This is a genomic window from Niabella ginsenosidivorans, assembly GCF_001654455.1.
In the GTDB taxonomy this organism is placed as follows: Bacteria; Bacteroidota; Bacteroidia; order Chitinophagales; family Chitinophagaceae; genus Niabella; species Niabella ginsenosidivorans.
On record NZ_CP015772.1, the window covers coordinates 982,630 to 1,003,085 of the forward strand.

At 43.7% G+C, this 20,456-nt stretch carries 10 protein-coding genes, 2 tRNA genes and 3 rRNA genes; 14 read left to right on the forward strand and 1 reads right to left on the reverse strand.

All coding sequences use genetic code 11. The annotated features are described in order from the left end of the window. The first annotated feature begins 49 nt into the window (after positions 1 to 49). The 3 genes from A8C56_RS04115 (at position 50) to A8C56_RS04125 (ending at position 3,805) form a co-directional block, all read left to right on the forward strand. The gene (locus A8C56_RS04115; RefSeq protein ID WP_067752422.1) at positions 50 to 2,371 is read left to right on the forward strand and encodes a TonB-dependent receptor; all 2,322 of its coding nucleotides are present in this window, start codon (positions 50 to 52) and stop codon (positions 2,369 to 2,371) included. 5 nt (positions 2,372 to 2,376) lie between these two features. Further along, positions 2,377 to 3,183 (forward strand): DUF4249 domain-containing protein, encoded by an 807-nt coding sequence (locus tag A8C56_RS04120; RefSeq protein WP_067752425.1) that lies wholly within the window; start codon positions 2,377 to 2,379, stop codon positions 3,181 to 3,183. A gap of 433 nt (positions 3,184 to 3,616) precedes the next feature. Next, positions 3,617 to 3,805, forward strand: a complete 189-nt coding sequence (locus tag A8C56_RS04125) for a hypothetical protein (protein WP_067752428.1) — start codon at positions 3,617 to 3,619, stop codon at positions 3,803 to 3,805. 479 nt (positions 3,806 to 4,284) lie between these two features. On the opposite strand, the gene A8C56_RS04130 is transcribed toward A8C56_RS04125, so the two are convergent. Continuing rightward, on the reverse strand, positions 4,285 to 4,911 hold the full coding sequence (locus A8C56_RS04130) for a hypothetical protein (protein ID WP_067752431.1): 627 nt from the start codon (positions 4,909 to 4,911) through the stop codon (positions 4,285 to 4,287). Positions 4,912 to 5,306: 395 nt separating this feature from the next. Here A8C56_RS04130 and A8C56_RS04135 point away from each other — a divergent pair, with 395 nt between their 5' ends. From A8C56_RS04135 to A8C56_RS04195, 11 genes are all read left to right on the forward strand, one after another. Beyond that, the gene (locus A8C56_RS04135) at positions 5,307 to 6,701 is read left to right on the forward strand and encodes a DUF4476 domain-containing protein (protein ID WP_067752434.1); all 1,395 of its coding nucleotides are present in this window, start codon (positions 5,307 to 5,309) and stop codon (positions 6,699 to 6,701) included. A gap of 67 nt (positions 6,702 to 6,768) precedes the next feature. Beyond that, positions 6,769 to 7,497, forward strand: coding sequence for a tRNA pseudouridine(38-40) synthase TruA (truA, locus tag A8C56_RS04140; protein WP_067761581.1), 729 nt, complete (start codon positions 6,769 to 6,771; stop codon positions 7,495 to 7,497). A gap of 1,171 nt (positions 7,498 to 8,668) precedes the next feature. Next, positions 8,669 to 10,192: ribosomal RNA gene (locus A8C56_RS04150) — 16S ribosomal RNA — on the forward strand. A 254-nt stretch (positions 10,193 to 10,446) separates the two neighbouring features. Then, a tRNA-Ile gene (locus tag A8C56_RS04155) sits at positions 10,447 to 10,521 on the forward strand. Positions 10,522 to 10,576: 55 nt separating this feature from the next. Beyond that, a tRNA-Ala gene (locus A8C56_RS04160) sits at positions 10,577 to 10,650 on the forward strand. A gap of 358 nt (positions 10,651 to 11,008) precedes the next feature. Beyond that, positions 11,009 to 13,816 (forward strand): 23S ribosomal RNA (locus A8C56_RS04165). Between the two features lie 103 nt (positions 13,817 to 13,919). Next, positions 13,920 to 14,031 (forward strand): 5S ribosomal RNA (gene rrf / locus A8C56_RS04170). The 16S, 23S and 5S rRNA genes sit together here with 2 tRNA genes alongside, the layout of an rRNA operon. 734 nt (positions 14,032 to 14,765) lie before the next feature. Next, a complete protein-coding gene (locus tag A8C56_RS04180) occupies positions 14,766 to 15,083 on the forward strand; it encodes an NAD(P)H-dependent oxidoreductase (RefSeq protein ID WP_067752440.1) in 318 nt (105 codons plus the stop codon). A gap of 383 nt (positions 15,084 to 15,466) precedes the next feature. Continuing rightward, complete coding sequence (locus A8C56_RS04185) at positions 15,467 to 16,018, forward strand: RNA polymerase sigma factor (protein WP_067752443.1); 552 nt, start codon at positions 15,467 to 15,469, stop codon at positions 16,016 to 16,018. Positions 16,019 to 16,166: 148 nt separating this feature from the next. After that, positions 16,167 to 17,204 carry a FecR family protein gene (locus A8C56_RS04190; RefSeq protein ID WP_067752446.1) on the forward strand — a complete coding sequence of 346 codons (1,038 nt, stop codon included), beginning with the start codon at positions 16,167 to 16,169 and terminating at the stop codon, positions 17,202 to 17,204. Between the two features lie 55 nt (positions 17,205 to 17,259). Continuing rightward, positions 17,260 to 20,454, forward strand: a complete 3,195-nt coding sequence (locus tag A8C56_RS04195; protein WP_169818745.1) for a SusC/RagA family TonB-linked outer membrane protein — start codon at positions 17,260 to 17,262, stop codon at positions 20,452 to 20,454. Positions 20,455 to 20,456 lie beyond the last annotated feature (2 nt).

Here is a 20,456-nt window from a genome sequence, read left to right on the forward strand (position 1 = left end):
ATAGTTCCCTATTTTTGTCAGATAGCGGTTATTGGTAACCCAACTTATAATGAGGCAGGTTCTTGTTTTTTGCATATCCCTTTTAGTGGCGTTTGTGGTACATGCGCAGGAGAAATATACGCTTAGCGGTACAATAAAAACGGCAAAGAGTGGTGAAACCATTATCGGGGCCAGCATTTTAATAAATGGTAAGGATAACGGAACCGTTTCTAATGAGTATGGGTTCTATTCCGTTACCCTGCCAAAGGGCAGCTATTCCATTACATATTCTGCCGTTGGGTTTGAAAGTGTTACCGAAAATATCAGCCTGAATGGCAATAAAGTGCAGGATATTGTTTTGCCGGACCAGGTGGTGAGCCTGGAGGATGTAACAGTAAACTCCGCTATCAGGGGAAGGACAATTTCCGGCACACAGATGGGGGTAGAGCACCTGAATATGAAGGAAGTGAACACGATTCCGATGTTGCTGGGCGAGCGGGATATCCTGAAAGCGATCCAGCTATTGCCGGGCATCAAGTCGGCCGGCGACGGCAACAGCGGTTTCTATGTAAGAGGCGGCTCAACGGATCAGAATCTTATTCTGCTGGATGAAGCCAACGTCTACAACGCATCGCACCTGATGGGCTTTTTCTCCACCTTTAACTCAGATATTGTAAAAGATGTAACCGTTTATAAAGGGGGCATGCCCGCACAATACGGGGGCAGGCTGTCTTCGGTGCTGGATGTAAAAATGAACGAAGGGAATAATCAGGATTATGGAGTAAGCGGGGGCATAGGGCTTATTTCTGCCAAATTGAACGTGGAAGGGCCAATACAAAAGGACAGATCCTCCTTCCTGGTTTCCGGCAGACGTTCTTATGCAGATCTGTTCCTGCCCGTTTTTGGAGATTCGACCAACAAAGGCACCAAACTTTATTTTTATGACCTGAACGCTAAAATGAACTATGTGCTGGGCGCTAAAGACCGCCTCTATCTTTCCGGCTACCTGGGAAGGGATGTGCTGAGGCTGGAAAAGCAATTTGGCCTGGATTGGGGCAACAAAACAGCCACATTAAGATGGAATCATATCTTCAATGAACGTGTTTTTTCAAACACTTCTTTCATTTACAGTAATTTCAACTATAATATCGATATTGACAATCCCGGTAATCATCTGAATATCTTTTCGCAGATCAGGGACATTAATTTAAAAGAAGAGATCCAATGGTATGCCGGACCCAGTCATGCCCTCCGTTTGGGCTTTAACTCCATCTATCATACGGTCACTCCCGGTGAAATTACCAGTACCGGCACCACCAGCTATAATGACCTGATCCTCCAGGATCGTTATTCCTGGGAGAATGCCCTGTTTGCAACCGATACCTGGAAGCTATCAGGCCGCTTTAATCTTACCTATGGGTTGCGTCTTTCCTCCTTTGCTATTATCGGCCCCGGTGATTTTTATACGGTAGATAAAGAAGGCACCGTAACGGATACGCTTCATTATAAAGACGGGCAGCTGGTAAAAAATTACTGGAACCTGGAACCGCGCCTGGCGGCAAGTTTTGTATTGAACAGCACTTCCTCGATAAAAGCATCTTATGCAAGGAATACGCAGAACATGCACCTGGTTTCCAACTCTGCTACAAATGTTCCTACTGATAAATGGATTGCCAGCACCAATATCATCAAACCGGAAATTGCGGATATCTATTCCGTTGGCTGGTATAAAAATCTTAAGGGAAATGCATATGAGCTTACCATTGAATCTTATTACAAATGGATGCAGAACCAGATCGATTACAGGACAGGGGCGGATGTTTATACAAATGATGCCATTGAGTCGCAACTGTTAACCGGTATCGGCCGTGCTTATGGTATGGAGTTCCTGTTAAAAAAGAGGCAGGGAAAAATGACCGGCTGGATCGGTTATACGCTATCAAAATCAGAACGGAAAATTGACGGCATCAATGACGGCGAATGGTATAATGCCCGGCAGGACAGAACCCATGATGTTGCGGTTGTTGCCAATTATCAGCTGAATAAAAAATGGAACCTGTCTGCCAATTGGGTGTATTATACAGGGGATGCAGTAACATTTCCAAGCGGGAAATATGTAGTGGACAAGCAAATTGCTTTTTATTACACAAAAAGGAATGCCTACCGGATGCCGGCTTATCACCGCCTGGATCTGGGCGCCACCATGCAGTTGAAAACAAGGAGAAAAGGGTTTTCATCCGAACTGGCCTTTAGCTTATACAATGCGTATGGCCGGCAAAACGCATTTGTCATTACCTTCCAGCAAAGCGAAGCCGACCCGGATATTACCGAAATTGTAAAAACCTCTTTATTCCGTTTTGTTCCGTCAGTATCCTATCACTTTAAATTTTAAAAAAAATGAGGTGGTGCATAAAGAAGAACTCGTTTTTATTGGTCCTGGCAGTATGGTTATTCGCGGGGTGCCAGAAAGTGATCCATATCGACATCAACAGTGTTGATAAAAAATACGTTATTGAAGGAACCGTTACAGATAATGAGGATTCCTATAACGTAATCATATCCCAAACACTGGATATTACAGACTCTAACATTTTTAAAGGCATTGATAATGCCCTGGTAACTATTGATGAAGACGGTAAAACGCCTGTTGTGCTGGTGAACAAGGGTAACGGTCTTTACAGGGCAAATGCAACCGGCAGGCCGGGACATACCTACCATCTTACCGTAAAGATCGGGGACCAGGTTTTCTCGGCCAGTTCCGTAATGCCGCAAAAAGCGGCGTTTGACTCCTTATATGTAACGGAGCGCCCTTTTCTGGGAAGGGTGCAAAAGATCGCTACAGTTGCGTTTACAGACCCACCGGTACAGGGGAATGCATACCGCTTTACACAGTATGTTGACGGGAGGAAAGAGAACACCATTTTTATTACTGACGATAAATTGTTCAACGGTAAGACTGTTGACTATGAATTGCTGATTTTTTCAGATGACGAGGACGATGACCTGGACACGTATGATGACCTGCGTGTGGAAATGCGGTGTATTGATACGGAAAACTACAACTACTGGTACAGCCTTACACAGGGCGCGCTGGGCCAGAACCAGAGCGCTTCACCCGGTAACCCCGTTTCTAATATAAAAGGAGGCGCGCTGGGCTATTTTAGCGCCAACACCTTTGAGGTAAAAAACATTACAGTACCCTGACGGATTGGTAAAAAGCAGGAACCAGCCCCGCAGGATGCAGCAAGATAAACGATGCTCTTAGAGCTGCAGCTTTTTATCTAATGCAGAACGCTTTTAGGGGGTATTCCGGAGTATTAAAAACAAATTACCCTTAACTTTTTGGAAAGGTTAATTACAGACAGGTGGAAAATACAGCTGAAAAGCTTTAGCTGATTGCAAAAAATTACAGGTCCTATGGGGTAGGGTGTACAAAAGAGAGTACGTGAAATTGATATAATACCATTCAGACTTTTAAATTGCACCAGATGAAGGTATACCATGCTGCTTGACGAAGGGTGAGATTACAATCGAATCATGGTCCGTCAGGCTTACAATGACATTCGCTTTTAATAACGTTCGGCTTATTTATCATTTCATAGAGCATAAATGTAACGCTTTTATGAGTGCCTGTTAAATGACGTTCGGAGTACCAACAGCGCACCAGGGGCGACCGCTCAACTGTGCCAATGCCAGCATTCTTGATATGGCGGTGGCAAAAAGCTGGAACGAAGAAACGGCGGGCAAACAACTTCGTAAAGCCTGTGCAGACGTTGGGCACGATCCACTTTATGTGATCAGTGATAATGCTTCGATTCTAAAATAAGGGTAAGATATACAGTGTTGAAGCATCAATTTGGTATTAGCCATTCGCTGGGAATGTTTTTGGAAAGAGCGTACAAGAACGAACCGGATTTTAAAGCGGATATCAGATTGATGACCGAACTGAAGTTGAAACATAATATGAAAAAGATAGCCTACCTGCTGCCTTCCTCACAACGTATCGCGTGCCGTTTTTAATGCTTCGGCTATTTAATCGCAGCGCTTTGTTTTAATTTATAATATTATTCACTTTCGTATTAGACCCTTCCGGGAACTGTCGGAATTACCATATTATACCCGCCAGAAGAAAATTCTTTCTGGCCGGTGCTGCTCTCAATGTTTTCAATTTTCAGGCATCCTTGCTGCAACTTTTGCGGTTCAGGCGGCAAGGTGTGCGATCAGTATATGCCATAAAATGAGCGTAGGCTTAGCCCGTAAGCTAGCTGATGACAATAATGATTCAGAAGCCGGGAAATGACAATATTACCGGCACTGGGCCAGGGCTGCTTCTGCTTTTTGCTGGCCCCAATGCGGGTATAATGGTTTCGGTTTTTCTTCTTTAAACAGCGCAACCGCTTTTTCAAGGATCGGCTTTGCTGCAGATTTACCGCCTCCGAATTGCTCCGGAGTTCCAAGTACGGACATTCCCTCCATATAATAGATCCTTGGGTTCTTGGGATCCAGTTCTTTAGCCGTACTCAGCGCCTGGGAGGCCATCATACCATAGGTTCTGAACCTCGATTGGGGATCAACAAGCAGTTGCTGGAGTGTGGCCATATTACGCAGTACATAGATCTCGGAATTTTTTTCAATTGCTTCGGCTTTATCACACAGATCAAGGACCTTCTTTGCATTGGCATCTTTGTCAATGGATGTATCTGTCCAGCCAATAGTAGCGTAACAAAGCCCTGCATAATAAAAAGGCAGCCACTGGTTTTTTTCTTCATTGCCAATATGTTCAAAGTTGACAGCAGCAGATTGCTTTTCAGCAGTGGTTTTAGCGCTGTCCATAGCGGCAATTGCCGTTGTCATGGCCGTCTGGTATTTATCGCTTTGTGCAAAACCAATAGCTGCAACAGAAAATGAAAGGACAAAAAATAGCAATTTCATAATTTTTAAGTTTTAGGAGTACTATAAAATTAAGTTATTTTGTAATGTTTTGTTATGAATATTCTCCGGGTTACAGATAATTATCTTTAGACTGCTTGCTTCCTGCCAAAAAACATTTTTCTTTATTCTGTTCCTGCTTTATCCATTACGTGCTTCCCGGTAAAAAAGCGACGGACAATCCGGTTTTATTGTTTTACAGACAGGGCAGGAAATGAGTTTGCAATATAGTCTGAGCAACAGGGCACGCAGGGAGGAAAAAACAGGATCCGGCAGCTGTAACGGGGAAAACGATGTTTTTCGTTTTTCCGGGGCAAATAACTAACTTAGCAGCAGGAACTATTATTTAGTTAAGGCATTTTTCATTTAATTTTGTTCGATAGACTAATACAAACATCATGAACAAGCGTTTTTTACTGGCGATCTTTTTCTTATTGACTGGCTTTATAACTTTTGCACAATATACCGTTCAATCAAAATATTTCGTTTACCTGCAAACAGAACCTGCCCAGCCTTTTTATATCCGGATAAACGGGCAGAAAATAGATGCGAATTCATCGGGTTACCTTATTCTTCCACAGCTGAAAGATGGGAATTACCGTTTGATTGTTGGATTTCAGGATAATAAAACGCCTGAAATGACCTTTAAATTCAACATTGACTCAAAAGATAAGGGATACCTTATAAAAAATTTCGGAGCAGACGGGTGGTCTTTGTTTGACCTGCAAACCATGGCGGTACAAAAACCGTTAAGTGCAGAAGAAGCCGCGGAATTAGCCAAAGCAGAAGCGCCCCAGCCCAGGCCACAGCGCAGGCGTGATCCGAAACCCGAACAACCACAACCGCAGCCACAGCAACAAACCCCACCGGCAACGGCCTCCGTACAGCAGCAGGCGCCTGCACCTCAGCCTGCTGAAACGGCTGACAAAACTGCTGATAGTAACGTAAGCGATTTTACAAAAGTGCTTTCAAAAGCTACAAACGACCCCAGTTTACTGGAACGGCCAAAAGAGGAAGAAAAACCTGTGGTAAAAACAGAAGCTTCCCAACCGGAAGCTGCGCCTGTTCAGGAAACAAAGAGCGGCGCTGCCCAGAAGGAGCTTACCACAACTCCCGCCGCAGCCGGGGCCGTAGCGGATAGATCGAAAACTGTTAAGACCGGCCGGAATGCAGTAGTAAAACTTTCGCAGCACTCATCCGGAACCGGTACAGTTGTTCTCTATGAAGACCGGAGCACGGGAGGAAATCCGGAACAGATTGAAATAACGATTCCTGCGTCAGAAAACAGCCAGGCATCTGAGAAAACCAGTGCTGCTCCGGATGAGCAGTCCCGGTCAGGCACAGCAAAAACTACTCCTGCCGGCAGCGATAAATTTGTGGTAGAAGAAAAGCCGCCTATTCCGCAGGAAGGCAACGCTTCTGCATCCAATAAAAAGAAAAAAAATAAAACAATAGCTGCTGAGGCCGTTAATGATCAGGCAACTGATAAACCAGTTGTTTCCGGGAATTGTAAATCCGTTGCCGGTGAAGAGGATTTCCTGAAATTACGTCGCACTATGGCTTCTATGGACAATGACGATAAAATGATCGAAGAAGCGCAGAAAGCATTCAGGAACAAATGTTATACGACCGCGCAGGTAAAATACATCAGTAGTATGTTCCTGTCAAACGCGGGGAAATATCATTTTTTTGAAGCGGCAAAACTGCATATTGCTGATCCGGAAAATTTTACTTCGCTGCAATCGGAGTTAAAGGATCAATACTATGTTGATAAGTTTAATGCGTTGAAATAAATCACAGCATAACATGCTGAAAGCGTCCTGTTGCATCGGGCGCTTTTTGTTTTTAATGATAAGGTATATGCCCCGGTATTTTTTGGAAGTAAGTTATAAAGGCACCCGTTACAGTGGATTTCAGATACAGGATACGGGTACTACCATCCAGGGGGAAATACAGCGGGCACTGGCTGTATTTTTAAAAGAAACCATACAGCTTACCGGTTCTTCCAGAACAGACAGCGGGGTACATGCGCTGCAGAATTTTTTTCATTTTGACTGGGAAGGAATGTTTGAGCAGCGGTGGATCTATAATCTGAATGCAATCCTGCCGGCAGATATTGCAGTAAGATCTGTAAAGCAGGTAGCCGCAGGCGCACATTGCAGGTTTGATGCGGTAAGTCGTAGTTATGAGTATTGTATCTATCAGTTTAAAAATCCTTTTTGGACAGATACCGCTTTTTTTTATCCATATCCATTAAATATGGAACTATTAAATGAAGCGGCTGCTTTGATCAGCAATTACAGGGATTTCAGCAGCTTTTCAAAGAAAAATACGCAGGTAAAAACATTTAATTGTACCCTATTGGAATCGGAGTGGAAAAGAGAGGGGAACCTTATAAAATATCAGGTTACCGCCAACCGCTTTTTAAGGGGTATGGTACGTGCATTGGTAGCTACCATGCTTCGGCTGGGAAGGAATACGATCACTATGGATGATTTTAAGCACATTATTGAAACCGGTGCCTGTGGAACAGCCTACTTTGATGCGCCAGCCCATGGGTTAACATTAACACGGGTAAATTATCCCTGAACGAAACCATGAATACTGCTTTATAAGACAGTATGCCCGGTTTTTGTTCTGACTGATCAGATACAATGCCTTTATGAAACGTAAAATAATCAACCTCAAAAACACTGTTTTTCAGCCCTTCTGCCAGGGCATAAGTGTAGATTTCTGACTCACCCAGGCTTTCCGGATAATTGTTGGCTACAAGGATTGAACGGAATGTCTGTTCATAATACATACTTTATACATACTTTCTTTATTAAAGCATAGATAAAAAAAAACATATGCACATCCGGGTCAATAAAAGGTTTGCATAAAAGATTATTAGCTGCAGGTGGCGATTGATACGCAAGTACCGGATGAAAATTGTAATGCTTACTGGATGGCTGTAATTATCAGTAAAACCAATAGTATTGGTTGTGGCGTTTTTTGTTAATGAGGCTGCAGTTCCGGTTGTCTTTTTTGAGATTTTTAGGATTGCTCCTAATAAAAATAAATTTCTTTGAAATAAATTTTGTACTTTCAAAAAGAGATGTATATTTGCACTCCGTTTGAAAAACGGGTTAGTTCTCTGAGAAGAAATAAAGGTCAAAAAACTCTGAAAACTGCTTTGCACAAAGGTTTCAGAGTTGTCTACATAATGAATGTTCAGAGACTGAAGCATTGAATATTCCGCTTATACCTGCCTTGATAGTGATAAAGGAGTTGTTTAAAATAATTTCTCTTATTCTTATTTAAAATCCAATTGAAAGTTGTATCTTTGCAGTCCGCCTAAACTCTGGGTATCGCAGGGATGATCTTTCCTGGTCAGCAATTAAGTTCTTCAAAAGCAGGTAGTTAGATTAAAAAAAGTCTGAAATAAATTTGGCAGATTGTTATAAAGGGTTTACCTTTGCAATCCCAAATCAAGAGACAGATTTGAGATCGTCTTTAAGTTCTTTACTGTGTTATAATGCATCTGGTGATTATTATGGTGGTTCGATTCCGCCGGTGTTATCAGGAGCGGGTTGATGGGTAGCAATACTTTGATATCTGTGAAGATCTTTGAAAGTTAGGAAGCAATAGCACAATCTAGATTCTGTTTCGATAGTTATCGGGATGGGATCAAGGAAGGTAAGTCAAAGCGAAAGAAAATCGATTTGACACGTTTAATTTACTTTAGAGGGAATTAGATGTCAGAATCAAAAACTCATTTACAACGGAGAGTTTGATCCTGGCTCAGGATGAACGCTAGCGGCAGGCTTAATACATGCAAGTCGAGGGGCAGCGGGGGCTTCGGTCCGCCGGCGACCGGCAAACGGGTGAGGAACACGTACACAACCTACCTTTAAGCGGGGGATAGCCCAGAGAAATTTGGATTAATACCCCATAGGATGGTTAGTAGGCATCTACTGGCTATTAAAGATTTATCACTTAAGGACGGGTGTGCGCATGATTAGGTAGTTGGCGGGGTAACGGCCCACCAAGCCTACGATCATTAACTGGTGTGAGAGCACGACCAGTCACACGGGCACTGAGACACGGGCCCGACTCCTACGGGAGGCAGCAGTAAGGAATATTGGTCAATGGAGGGAACTCTGAACCAGCCATGCCGCGTGGAGGATGAAGGTCCTCTGGATTGTAAACTTCTTTTATCTGGGGCGAAAAAGGGTTTTTTTAGGCCAACTGACGGTACCAGATGAATAAGCACCGGCTAACTCCGTGCCAGCAGCCGCGGTAATACGGAGGGTGCAAGCGTTATCCGGATTTACTGGGTTTAAAGGGAGCGTAGGTGGGCTAGTAAGTCAGTGGTGAAATCTCCGGGCTTAACCCGGAAACTGCCATTGATACTATTGGTCTTGAATACTGTGGAGGTCAGCGGAATATGTCATGTAGCGGTGAAATGCATAGATATGACATAGAACACCAATTGCGAAGGCAGCTGGCTACACAAGCATTGACACTGAGGCTCGAAAGCGTGGGGATCAAACAGGATTAGATACCCTGGTAGTCCACGCCCTAAACGATGGATACTCGACATACGCGATACACAGTGTGTGTCTGAGCGAAAGCATTAAGTATCCCACCTGGGAAGTACGATCGCAAGATTGAAACTCAAAGGAATTGGCGGGGGTCCGCACAAGCGGTGGAGCATGTGGTTTAATTCGATGATACGCGAGGAACCTTACCTGGGCTAGAATGCGAGTGCCGTACCCTGAAAGGGGTATTTCTAGCAATAGACACAAAGCAAGGTGCTGCATGGCTGTCGTCAGCTCGTGCCGTGAGGTGTTGGGTTAAGTCCCGCAACGAGCGCAACCCCCATCACTAGTTGCCATCAGGTAACGCTGGGAACTCTAGTGAAACTGCCGTCGTAAGACGAGAGGAAGGAGGGGATGATGTCAAGTCATCATGGCCTTTATGCCCAGGGCTACACACGTGCTACAATGGGGCGCACAAAGGGTTGCGACCTGGTGACAGGAAGCCAATCCCAAAAAACGTCTCTCAGTTCAGATCGCAGTCTGCAACTCGACTGCGTGAAGCTGGAATCGCTAGTAATCGTATATCAGCAATGATACGGTGAATACGTTCCCGGACCTTGCACACACCGCCCGTCAAGCCATGAAAGCCGGGTGTACCTGAAGTCGGTAACCGCAAGGAGCTGCCTAGGGTAAAACTGGTAATTGGGGCTAAGTCGTAACAAGGTAGCCGTATCGGAAGGTGCGGCTGGAATACCTCCTTTTTAGAGCGACAGCCCCTCCTGATTCTTCCCTTCATGGGAGGGATAAAGAGGAAGGGGTGAAGATTTACCTGTTGCTATTGTTTCCTGCTTTTAAATTTATTTGTTTTATGAGCTATGGTCAATGGACTATGGACTAAAGGGGGGAAGTTCTTTAAAATAAGACCTGATGGCCAATTTGGAATACGGCATCTAAAGCCAGGGATAATTACTAATTATCACATTAGCATATTAGCACATTGGCACATTATTTAAATAGATCCGTAGCTCAGCCTGGTTAGAGCACTACACTGATAATGTAGGGGTCACCAGTTCAAATCTGGTCGGGTCTACACCTTATTAATTTAAAGTTCTGAATTTAGAATGTTAAAATTTTAAATTAAAGGAGGGGGGTTAGCTCAGTTGGCTAGAGCATCTGCCTTGCACGCAGAGGGTCATCGGTTCGACTCCGATATCCTCCACAGGAAATTTTAAATAATAAATGTAAAATTTAGAATTTAAAATGAAGTTCTTTAGATATTGATAATACCTGAGAGGTGTTTAGTTGGCTCGAAGCCAGATTATCAACTTAGGGTTGTGTGGTTATTTTCAAATTTTCAAATTTGCATATTATCACATAGATCAAAGATCTTTGACATATTGGAAAAAGAAACTGTTAGGAGAGTACCTAACAAATCGCAATCACAATTTGTAAGAATCACGCTATAAAAATTTTATGGATGGTCTGAAGAAATGTGGTTGGGTAACAATCTACAACAAACCTAAAAAAGAAAGTCCAGCAGGGATGCTGGCCTCATATTAATTAAGTTTTTAAACTTTTTTAAAGCGAATAAGGGCGTATGGTGGATGCCTAGGGTCTGAGAGGCGAAGAAGGACGTGGTAAGCTGCGAAAAGCCTGGGGGAGCTGCACACAAGCAATATATCCCGGGATATCCGAATGGGACAACCTGGTATACTGAAGGTATATCATTCCTGCTGTAAGGCGGGAAAGCCAACCCGGAGAACTGAAACATCTAAGTACCCGGAGGAAAAGAAAATAAGACAATGATTCCCTAAGTAGTGGCGAGCGAACAGGGAAGAGCCTAAACTTGAGCGGCGTGCCGCTTGAGGGTTGTAGGACTACTATTAGAAATCGTTATCAAGCAGAATTTTTTGGAAAATTAAGCCAAAGAGGGTGAAAGCCCCGTAAGCGGAAATTAACGAGGACGTGTAGGATCCTGAGTAGGGCGGGACCGGAGGAATCCTGCCTGAATCTGCCAGCACCATCTGGTAAGGCTAAATACTCCTCAGACACCGATAGTGAACCAGTACCGTAAGGGAAAGGTGAAAAGCACCCTGAATAAGGGAGTGAAATAGTACCTGAAACCGTACGCCTACAAGCGGTCGGAGCGGATTTATCCGTGACGGCGTGCCTTTTGCATAATGAGCCTACGAGTTACTCCTCACTGGCGAGGTTAAGTTATTGAAAACGGAGCCGTAGCGAAAGCGAGTCCGAACAGGGCGTATAGTCAGTGGGGGTAGACGCGAAACTTTGTGATCTATCCATGGTCAGGTTGAAGGTGTGGTAACACACACTGGAGGACCGAACCCGTTGACGTTGAAAAGTCTTGGGATGAACTGTGGATAGGGGTGAAAGGCCAATCAAACTGAGAGATAGCTCGTTCTCCCCGAAATGTTTTTAGGAACAGCCTCGGATAATAGAAGTGTACTAGAGGTAGAGCTACTGATTGGGCTAGGGGGCTTCACCGCCTACCAAACCCTGACAAACTCCGAATGCTAGTACATATCTCCGGGAGTGAGGCTGTGGGCGCTAAGGTCCATGGCCGAGAGGGAAATAACCCAGAATAGCAGCTAAGGTCCCCAATACATGGTTAAGTTAGACAAACGATGTGAAATTTCTATAACAGCCAGGATGTTTGCTTGGAAGCAGCAATTCATTTAAAGAGTGCGTAACAGCTCACTGGTCGAGAGATTCTGCGCGGAAAATAATCGGGTATTAAACCATGAACCGAAGCTCTATGATTGCCACCAGGTGGTAAATCGGTAGGGGAGCATTGAAACGGCGTTGAAGGTGTGTGGCGACGCATGCTGGAGCGGTTTCAAAAGAAAATGTAGGCATAAGTAACGATAAATAAGGTGAAAAACCTTATCGCCGAAAGTCTAAGGGTTCCTGATCAACGTTAATCGGATCAGGGTTAGCCCGGACCTTAGTCAAACCCGAAAGGGGTAGACGATGGAGAGCAGGTTAATATTCCTGCGCCTGCTATGCGATGAAAGTGACGGAGCATGTTAGCTGCCTAGTCTGACGGATTAGACGAGTGGAACCTTCGGGTGAAGCGCAGCAGTGAGAGTGCTTCCAAGAAAAGCGAGTATAGCAGCCGGTACCGCAAACCGACACAGGTAGACGGGATGAGTATTCTAAGGCGCTCGGGTGAGCCGTGGAGAAGGAACTAGGCAAATTGACGCTGTAACTTCGGGATAAAGCGTACCACAGCGATGTGGTCTCAGTAAAATGGTTCAACCAACTGTTTAACAAAAACATAGGGCCCTGCAAAATCGAGAGATGACGTATAGAGCCTGATACCTGCCCGGTGCTGGAAGGTTAAGGAAGGATGTTCGGAGCAATCCAAAGCTTCTGACTGAAGCCCCAGTAAACGGCGGCCGTAACTATAACGGTCCTAAGGTAGCGAAATTCCTTGTCGGGTAAGTTCCGACCTGCACGAATGGTCTAATGAGTTGAACGCTGTCTCCTCCACGAGCCCGGTGAAATTGTAGTATCGGTGAAGATGCCGGTTACCCGCCACGGGACGGAAAGACCCCGTGAACCTTCACTACAACTTTGCATTGATTTTGAATTACGGATGTGTAGTATAGTTGGGACGCTAAGAAGCATTGCCGCCAGGTAGTGTGGAGCGGTCGTTGAAATACCAACCTTCTTTGATTTAGGATCTAATGACGCGAGTCACACAGTGCATGGTGGGTAGTTTGACTGGGGTGGTCGCCTCCTAAAGAGTAACGGAGGCTTGCAAAGGTTCCCTCAGTACGGTTGGTAATCGTACGCAGAGCGCATTAGTAAAAGGGAGCTTGACTGTGAGGCAAACAGGCCGAGCAGGGACGAAAGTCGGCTAAAGTGATCCGGCGGTTCTGAATGGAAGGGCCGTCGCTCAAAGGATAAAAGGTACTCCGGGGATAACAGGCTGATCTCCCCCAAGAGCTCATATCGACGGGGAGGTTTGGCACCTCGATGTCGGTTCGTCACATCCTGGGGCTGGAGAAGGTCCCAAGGGTTCGGCTGTTCGCCGATTAAAGTGGCACGTGAACTGGGTTCAGAACGTCGCAAGACAGTTCGGTCCCTATCTGTGGTGGGCGTTAGTAAATTGCGAGGACATGACCTTAGTACGAGAGGACCGGGTCGTACGTACCGCTGGTGTATCAGTTGTGCCGCCAGGTGCAGTGCTGAGTAGCTAAGTACGGAAAGGATAAACGCTGAAAGCATCTAAGCGTGAAACCTGCCTCAAGATGAGTTTACTTTTAAGAGCCGTCAGAGACGATGACGTTGATAGGCTACAGGTGTAAAGGTGGTAACATCAAAGCCGAGTAGTACTAATTGCTCGTAAGCTTTAATTTTATTTTAGAGTTGGGTACTCTTTCTAATATTTTTTTTCCGATATGTTAATTTATTATCTCACCTGACCTTTCCTGAAGGAGAGGGATAAGATGAGAACCTTTTTATGGTGGTTATACCAAGGGTGTTCACCTCTTCCCATACCGAACAGAGAAGTTAAGCCCCTTATGGCCGATGGTACTGCACCACAATGCGGGAGAGTAGGTAGCTGCCATTCTTATTAGAGAGAGCCTCACAGTAATGTGGGGCTTTTTTTTGTGCGTATACGTACTACCTGCTACCGGTTTACTGGCTGACGAAGATGTGACATTGTATGAACGAAAATGCTCTGATAAAAACATTTACAGGCATATAAACCTGGCTCAGGAAGAAGTTGGCATTCTTGAAAGTTTCTGGACGGAAAGAACATTGCCAAAAGTGCATATCTTTTAAGAAATGGCGATGTATGCCGTTATGATAAATACTTGGTATCAGGAGCACTGAAAGCATTTTACATAAATGCTGAAAATGGAAATGAAGAAATCCTTTATTTCGGCATTGATGATTAGCGGACTACTGATATAGATAGTTTTTCCAAACAAAGACCATCCATTTACAATATACAGGCCATAGAAAATACAGGAGTTTTACAAATCAATTATTATTCTTTTCAAAAATTACTGATTACGCTTCCTGCTTTAGAAAGATATTTCCGGATAATATTGGAAGGTTATCTCGGAGCGCTGCAAAAAAATATCTGCAATAATGTATATGATGCAGAATACCGGTATTATGACTTTTTAGACACCTACCCCGATATAGCTTCCGGGGTGCCTCAATATTTGATTGTATCGTATCTGGGAGTATCTGCAGAATTTATAAGCAGAATACGCAGAAAAAACAAATCATCTTGAACTACATCATTTTTTTAGGTAAATAATCAGACGTTTTGCTTTATAAATTCAGGAGCAAATGAAAAAAGTTTTGGTTATTAACGCAAGCTTTAGAAAAGAAAGGTCTTACAGCCGAAAACCGACACGGCTTTTTGTCGAAAACCGGAAATTAAAACACCCGGAAGATGTATTCACTTACCGGGAGGCTGGCATTGAAATCGCCCCAAACATTGATGTGCACCGCATTGCAGCCGCCTTTATAAAACGGGCGGGAAGAACAGCGGCAAACCAGAGAGCAATAAAGATGAGCAATGAACTGGTGAAGGAATTCAAAGAGCATGATATTTATGTCATTGGCACTTTCATGTATAACTGGCCTGTTCAGGGGGGAAGGTAAAGCATATATTATATAACCCAGATTATGAGGATAAATGAAACGTGAAAATTCAGACCCGGAGCTCCTGACGGCGATTATGTTGGTTTACTTGAACATAAAAAGATGTTCATCTGTCAAGCAGAGGGGGATACGGGATATGATGACCTGGCCACCGGAATCCCGTGGAATATGTTTTCTGCTTTACGTGCTCTGCAAGTGCAAACGTTTGCGCAGTGGGAGAACTGTTTTTTAGCTTAATATCGCGTTCAGAGATTGAATCAGGAAGACGGATTTCCTCATTTATGTAAGAACAGATAATCTCAGGGTTGTCTCACTTTTAATCAGGTCAATGCCTGTAAGAAGTAACACTTTTAAACGGTTTCAGATTTTTTTAGTTTCGGTTTATGCCGGATTTTACAGCAGATATTAAAGCAGGTAGCGAACTGTCATTTGAATATGCTTACCAGGCATATCATATAAAGATATATAGTTATTTTTTCAGAAAAACACGTTCTGAAGCAGAGGCGGAAGATCTGATGCAAACGGTTTTTTTGAAATTATGGCAATACCGTTGCTCTCTGAATACCGACTATGATTTTGACCGGCAACTGTTTTATATCTGCAGGACGGTTTTTATTGACTACCTGCGTAAGGAAAATAAACGGGTTGCTATAAAAACATTTTTGCACCAGCAAAAGGCGGAGGAACCGGTATTTAGTATTTCGAATTTTGATATCCGTACTCAGGTTGAAAAACGGCTGCAGCAAATGCCTGGCATCCGCAAAGAGATATTTGTACTAACGCATTTGAAAGGCTATTCCTATAAGCAGGTGGCAAAAATATTGTCGATATCTGTTAAGTCCGTAGATAATCATCTTTCCAAAGCCCTGCGACTGATACGAAAAGATGCTTCTCTTTATAGCATTCTCTGTTTATTGCTTCTTTTCAAAAAATAACCTGACGCTGCCCTCCTGTGCATTTTTTGCAGTACAGAAAACCGGTTCTATATTTTTTCAGGAAAAAATTAAAAAAAAATCAAAAAAAGCGAAGGAACTTTTTTGTATCCGGCGTATATAATAATTAGGCCGTTAATGAAGGTCTGGTATGGAGATAGACGATGTGCTTATACAACGGTTTTTTAATAAACAATGCACAGAGGAGGAAGCCGAAGTGGTTAGTGATTTTCTGAGGCAACACCCGGATGTATTGGAACTGTATATGGGTAAAGCGGAATGGGATGAGGGAAATAATGTGCTGCCTGATGAAGTGCATTTTTCTGCAGTATGGAAACGGATTGAGCAAAAAAGAAAACGGGGAAATGCAGTACGGCTTTGGGTGCAACGCGCTGTGGCGATTGCAGTGGTCATTGCAGGAGGCGTTCTTTTTTATCACGGACTGCAATCGCATCAGGAACCTTATTTAAACAACGGAGCCCAAAAACTGTTGCAGGAAACTCTTTGGGTATCTGATAAGAATGAGACAAAGTTTCCTGAAACGATCCGGCTGCCGGACAGTTCTTTGGTGACTTTATATCCTTCATCGGCTATTACCTATAACCGGCAAGGCTTTAACGGAATAAGAAATCTTTCACTTAAGGGCCAGGCTGTTTTTGATGTAAAAGCCAGTAAAACCAGACCTTTTACCGTGTATAGTAATGGAATGTATACGACTGCGTTAGGAACACGGTTCCGGATAAAAGCTTATGACAGTCTTCGTTTTATACAGGTCAATCTTTATCGGGGCAGGGTGCGTATAGCATTTGATAAACAGGTGGCCGGCCGGCCTGATGATTATTACCTTGTACCTGGCAACGTGCTGTATTTTGACCGTATTAAAGGACTGGCAAGGCTTTCTGTAAAAATGCTCCCTTCAGAAAAAGAGAACAAAGCAGCGGCTAAAGGGCGTGCAATTAAAAACTGGTATGCTTTTGAGAACAGGAATATGGCGGAAGTTTTTGATGATCTGTCTGCCATTTATAATGTAAGAATTATCTATAACCCCCGGGAAATAAGAGGTATGAATTTTATCGGCAAAATAGAAATGCATACACCATTAGAGCGCATCCTGAACGATATAGCGCTGGTGAATGATTTAATGATAACGAAGCAGGGTAATACTTACATTATCAGCTGGAAGAAATAAGCGCTATGCGGCATTTTGTATGTTACGAATTATTCACACCTAATAATTTATGTTTATGAAAAAAAGGCGGTTTCTGTTAAAGGGAACGATCTGTTTCCCGCTCTTTATGATTTTATTCCTGTATTCGGCCGGAGCATCGGCGCAGGAACATTCGGCCATGGTCTCCGGAGTGGTAAGAAGCGACTCAGGGCAGGTGCTTTCCGGGGTATCTGTGATTGCCAGAAATAAAGAAACCGGCATGTCGTCCGGTGCTGTTACGAATGAGGAAGGCGTGTTCTCATTTACTGGTATACCGGTAAATGGCAGCTATACCTTTACGTTCTCAAGGGTGGGGTATAATGATTATACCACAGCCGGCTACCAGTTAAAAGCCGGCGAATCTACCACAATCAATGTAACCTTAAAAACTTCTTCCAATACACTGAATGAGGTAGTGGTGGTGGCATTTGGTACCAAGCAAAGAGCAACATTGATCGAATCGGTTACCCAGGTTGATGACAAGATTATTAAAGGCCGGCCGGTTAATAATGTGGTTTCTGCTTTGCAGGGTCAGGTGGCAGGGCTAAGCGTGCTGTCTTCTTCCGGACAGCCGGGTATTGCCCCGTCTTTCAATATCAGGGGTACCGGTTCTATATACAGTAATACCACTCCGCTGGTTATTGTTGACGGAGTACCGGGCTCTATTACAATGATAGATCCGAATGATATTGAATCTATCTCGGTATTAAAAGATGCTGCTGCTGCTTCACTTTATGGTGCTCTATCTGCTAATGGGGTGATCCTGGTTACAACTAAAAAAGGAAAACTGGGCAAGATTGCTATTTCTTATTCAGGATATGTAGGCTGGCAGAAACCTACGGAATTATTCAAGGAAGCGAATGCTTATAACTATGCTAATGCGTTTAACGAGGCAACCATGTATGATCTGCTGACTCCTTCCAACATCAACTTTGACTCTTCCAAGATGATATTTACTTTGGATCAGCTCAATGGATGGAAATCGGGAACAATAGCAAGCTCTGACTGGAGAAAGACCTTGTTTAACGGCAATAATGGATTTACTCAATCGCACTACATTAATTTAGGAGGTGGTTTAACCCACGAAGATCTTACCCTGAAGAGCAATTTTTCTTTTGGTTACCTGCAGCAGAATGGTAATGTGGCAAATACGGATTATAAACGCTATTCCATACGCAGTAATAATGAGCTGAAATGGAAGCGGCTTACAACAGGGTTATCTGTAGGGCTGGTGATGGATGATCGTAATGAGCCGTCCTCCAAAGCTGTAGGAGATTTTGGAGCTATTGTCAGCGCTATTAACCGGCAAAGGCCGGTAGATTCTATCAGGTTATGGGATGGCAGTTGGAACATCACTTCCACAAATGATACGCGTAACCCGGTAAGACAGGCAGTTGAAGGAGGCTATTACAATCCTAAAAACTATAATATTCAGGTGAATTTTAATGTGGCATATGACCTAGCTAAGGATCTTACATTGAAATATACTACAGGCCTGAGTTATAATTTGAACGAGGCAACGCAATTTCAGAATCAATTGGCCTGGTATAACGGTACCACTACAGGCCCGAATGTATCAACCATGTCTAACTATTCGGGAAGACGCAATCTGCAGCAACTGGACCTGTCTTACGCCAAAAATATCCAAAAGCATCATATGGATGCCATAGTGGGCGTGCAACAGGATGTATATAATTACAGGAGCACCACTTTGTCAAGAAGTAATTTCAGTAACAATAATTCCAACAGTATGCAGTTGGGTGACCCTTCCAGTCAAACCAATAATAGTTCACAATACAAATGGATATTAGAAGGAGTATTCGGGAGGTTCAATTATGATTATGATAAGAAGTATATGGCAGAGCTGAATTTCAGGGAAGATGCCTCATCCCGTTTAAATCCAAGCACCAATACTGATTTTTTCCCATCCGCGGCGGTTGGCTGGCGCCCGTCCGAAGAACCTTTTTGGGCAGGGTTGAAAGATGTGCTTCCTGAATTTAAGATAAAGGCCAGTTATGGTGCGCTGGGGAATGCGAATGTAGCCAGCTATACCAACGATAACAATACTCAATACTATAGCTACAATTCCATAATCGGAAATGTTTACTCTAACGGATTAGGGTACAACTTAGCTTCTGTTTTCGATGGTACGATCAACAGCGCTTTTACGCTTATTCAGAATCCTAATAACAAGCTCCGGTGGGAGCGGACCACCCTGATGGATATTGCCATTGACGGGAGCGTTCTTACTCCACGCCTGACTTATACAATTGATTACTTTAATAAAAGGACCAACAGGATGCTGTTTTTACAGCCTGTATCTGATATAAACGGAGTAACCCCCAAAGTAGGGGTAGGTACAACACCTACTTATGTAGCCAATGTGGGCAGCATGTATAACAGGGGCATTGAAGTGGCAGTAGGGTATTCCAACCGGAGTGAAAGAGGATTGGGTTACAGCCTGAACGGAAACTATACTTATCTGACCAATAAGATACTGGATGTTGGAGATCAGAATATACCCGCAAGCGGTGTTACCAAATATACCGTTGGTTATCCGCTTAATGCCTATTATCTGTATGTAAATGACGGTCTTTTAACAAAAGATGAATTCGTAAATCAATCCTCCAAAGATCCCATACTGCCAGGACAAAAATGGGGAGATCAGCGGATAAAGGATATCAGCAATGACGGCAGCATTACCGCAGCAGACAGGGTAATGATCAATAAGAGCGGTACACCTAAACATTTGTTTGGATTGAACTTTGATCTTAACTATAGAGGATTTGGAATAGGCGGTATGCTGCAAGGGGCGGCAGACTACTATAAATACCTGGGTGCAAGCGTAGGTTATGGATTTAACAGCGGTTACAGCATTACAAACTGGACAATTGAAAATTCATATAACCCGGTTACAGATGCTGATAATTACAACACCCGTTTACCTCGGGTATCTAAATCAAATTCAATCAATAATACCTATCCGTCAACTTTTTTTCTGTTTAACAGTTCTTATGTACGCCTGAAAAATCTGCAGGTTTATTATGATCTGCAGGCGGGCACATTGCAGCGGCTGCACATGAAGAGCTTCAGGATATATGCATCCGGCCAGAACCTTTTTACGTGGTCTAAACTGCCAAGGGCATTGGGGATTGATCCTGAAATAAGCAGCCCAACTGCCGGTTATCCGCTGGTTGTGATCTACACAATAGGTGTAAATGTTTCATTCTAAAA

Bases quoted from the DNA above. Each gene is read 5' to 3' on its own strand.
- A8C56_RS04190 (WP_067752446.1), top strand. From the start codon at position 16,167: ATGGAGATAGACGATGTGCTTATACAACGGTTTTTTAATAAACAATGC.
- A8C56_RS04135 (WP_067752434.1), top strand. From the start codon at position 5,307: ATGAACAAGCGTTTTTTACTGGCGATCTTTTTCTTATTGACTGGCTTT.
- A8C56_RS04115 (WP_067752422.1), top strand. From the start codon at position 50: ATGAGGCAGGTTCTTGTTTTTTGCATATCCCTTTTAGTGGCGTTTGTG.
- A8C56_RS04125 (WP_067752428.1), top strand. From the start codon at position 3,617: ATGACGTTCGGAGTACCAACAGCGCACCAGGGGCGACCGCTCAACTGT.
- A8C56_RS04185 (WP_067752443.1), top strand. From the start codon at position 15,467: ATGCCGGATTTTACAGCAGATATTAAAGCAGGTAGCGAACTGTCATTT.
- A8C56_RS04180 (WP_067752440.1), top strand. From the start codon at position 14,766: ATGAAAAAAGTTTTGGTTATTAACGCAAGCTTTAGAAAAGAAAGGTCT.
- truA (WP_067761581.1), top strand. From the start codon at position 6,769: ATGCCCCGGTATTTTTTGGAAGTAAGTTATAAAGGCACCCGTTACAGT.
- A8C56_RS04195 (WP_169818745.1), top strand. From the start codon at position 17,260: ATGAAAAAAAGGCGGTTTCTGTTAAAGGGAACGATCTGTTTCCCGCTC.
- A8C56_RS04130 (WP_067752431.1), bottom strand. From the start codon at position 4,911: ATGAAATTGCTATTTTTTGTCCTTTCATTTTCTGTTGCAGCTATTGGT.
- A8C56_RS04120 (WP_067752425.1), top strand. From the start codon at position 2,377: ATGAGGTGGTGCATAAAGAAGAACTCGTTTTTATTGGTCCTGGCAGTA.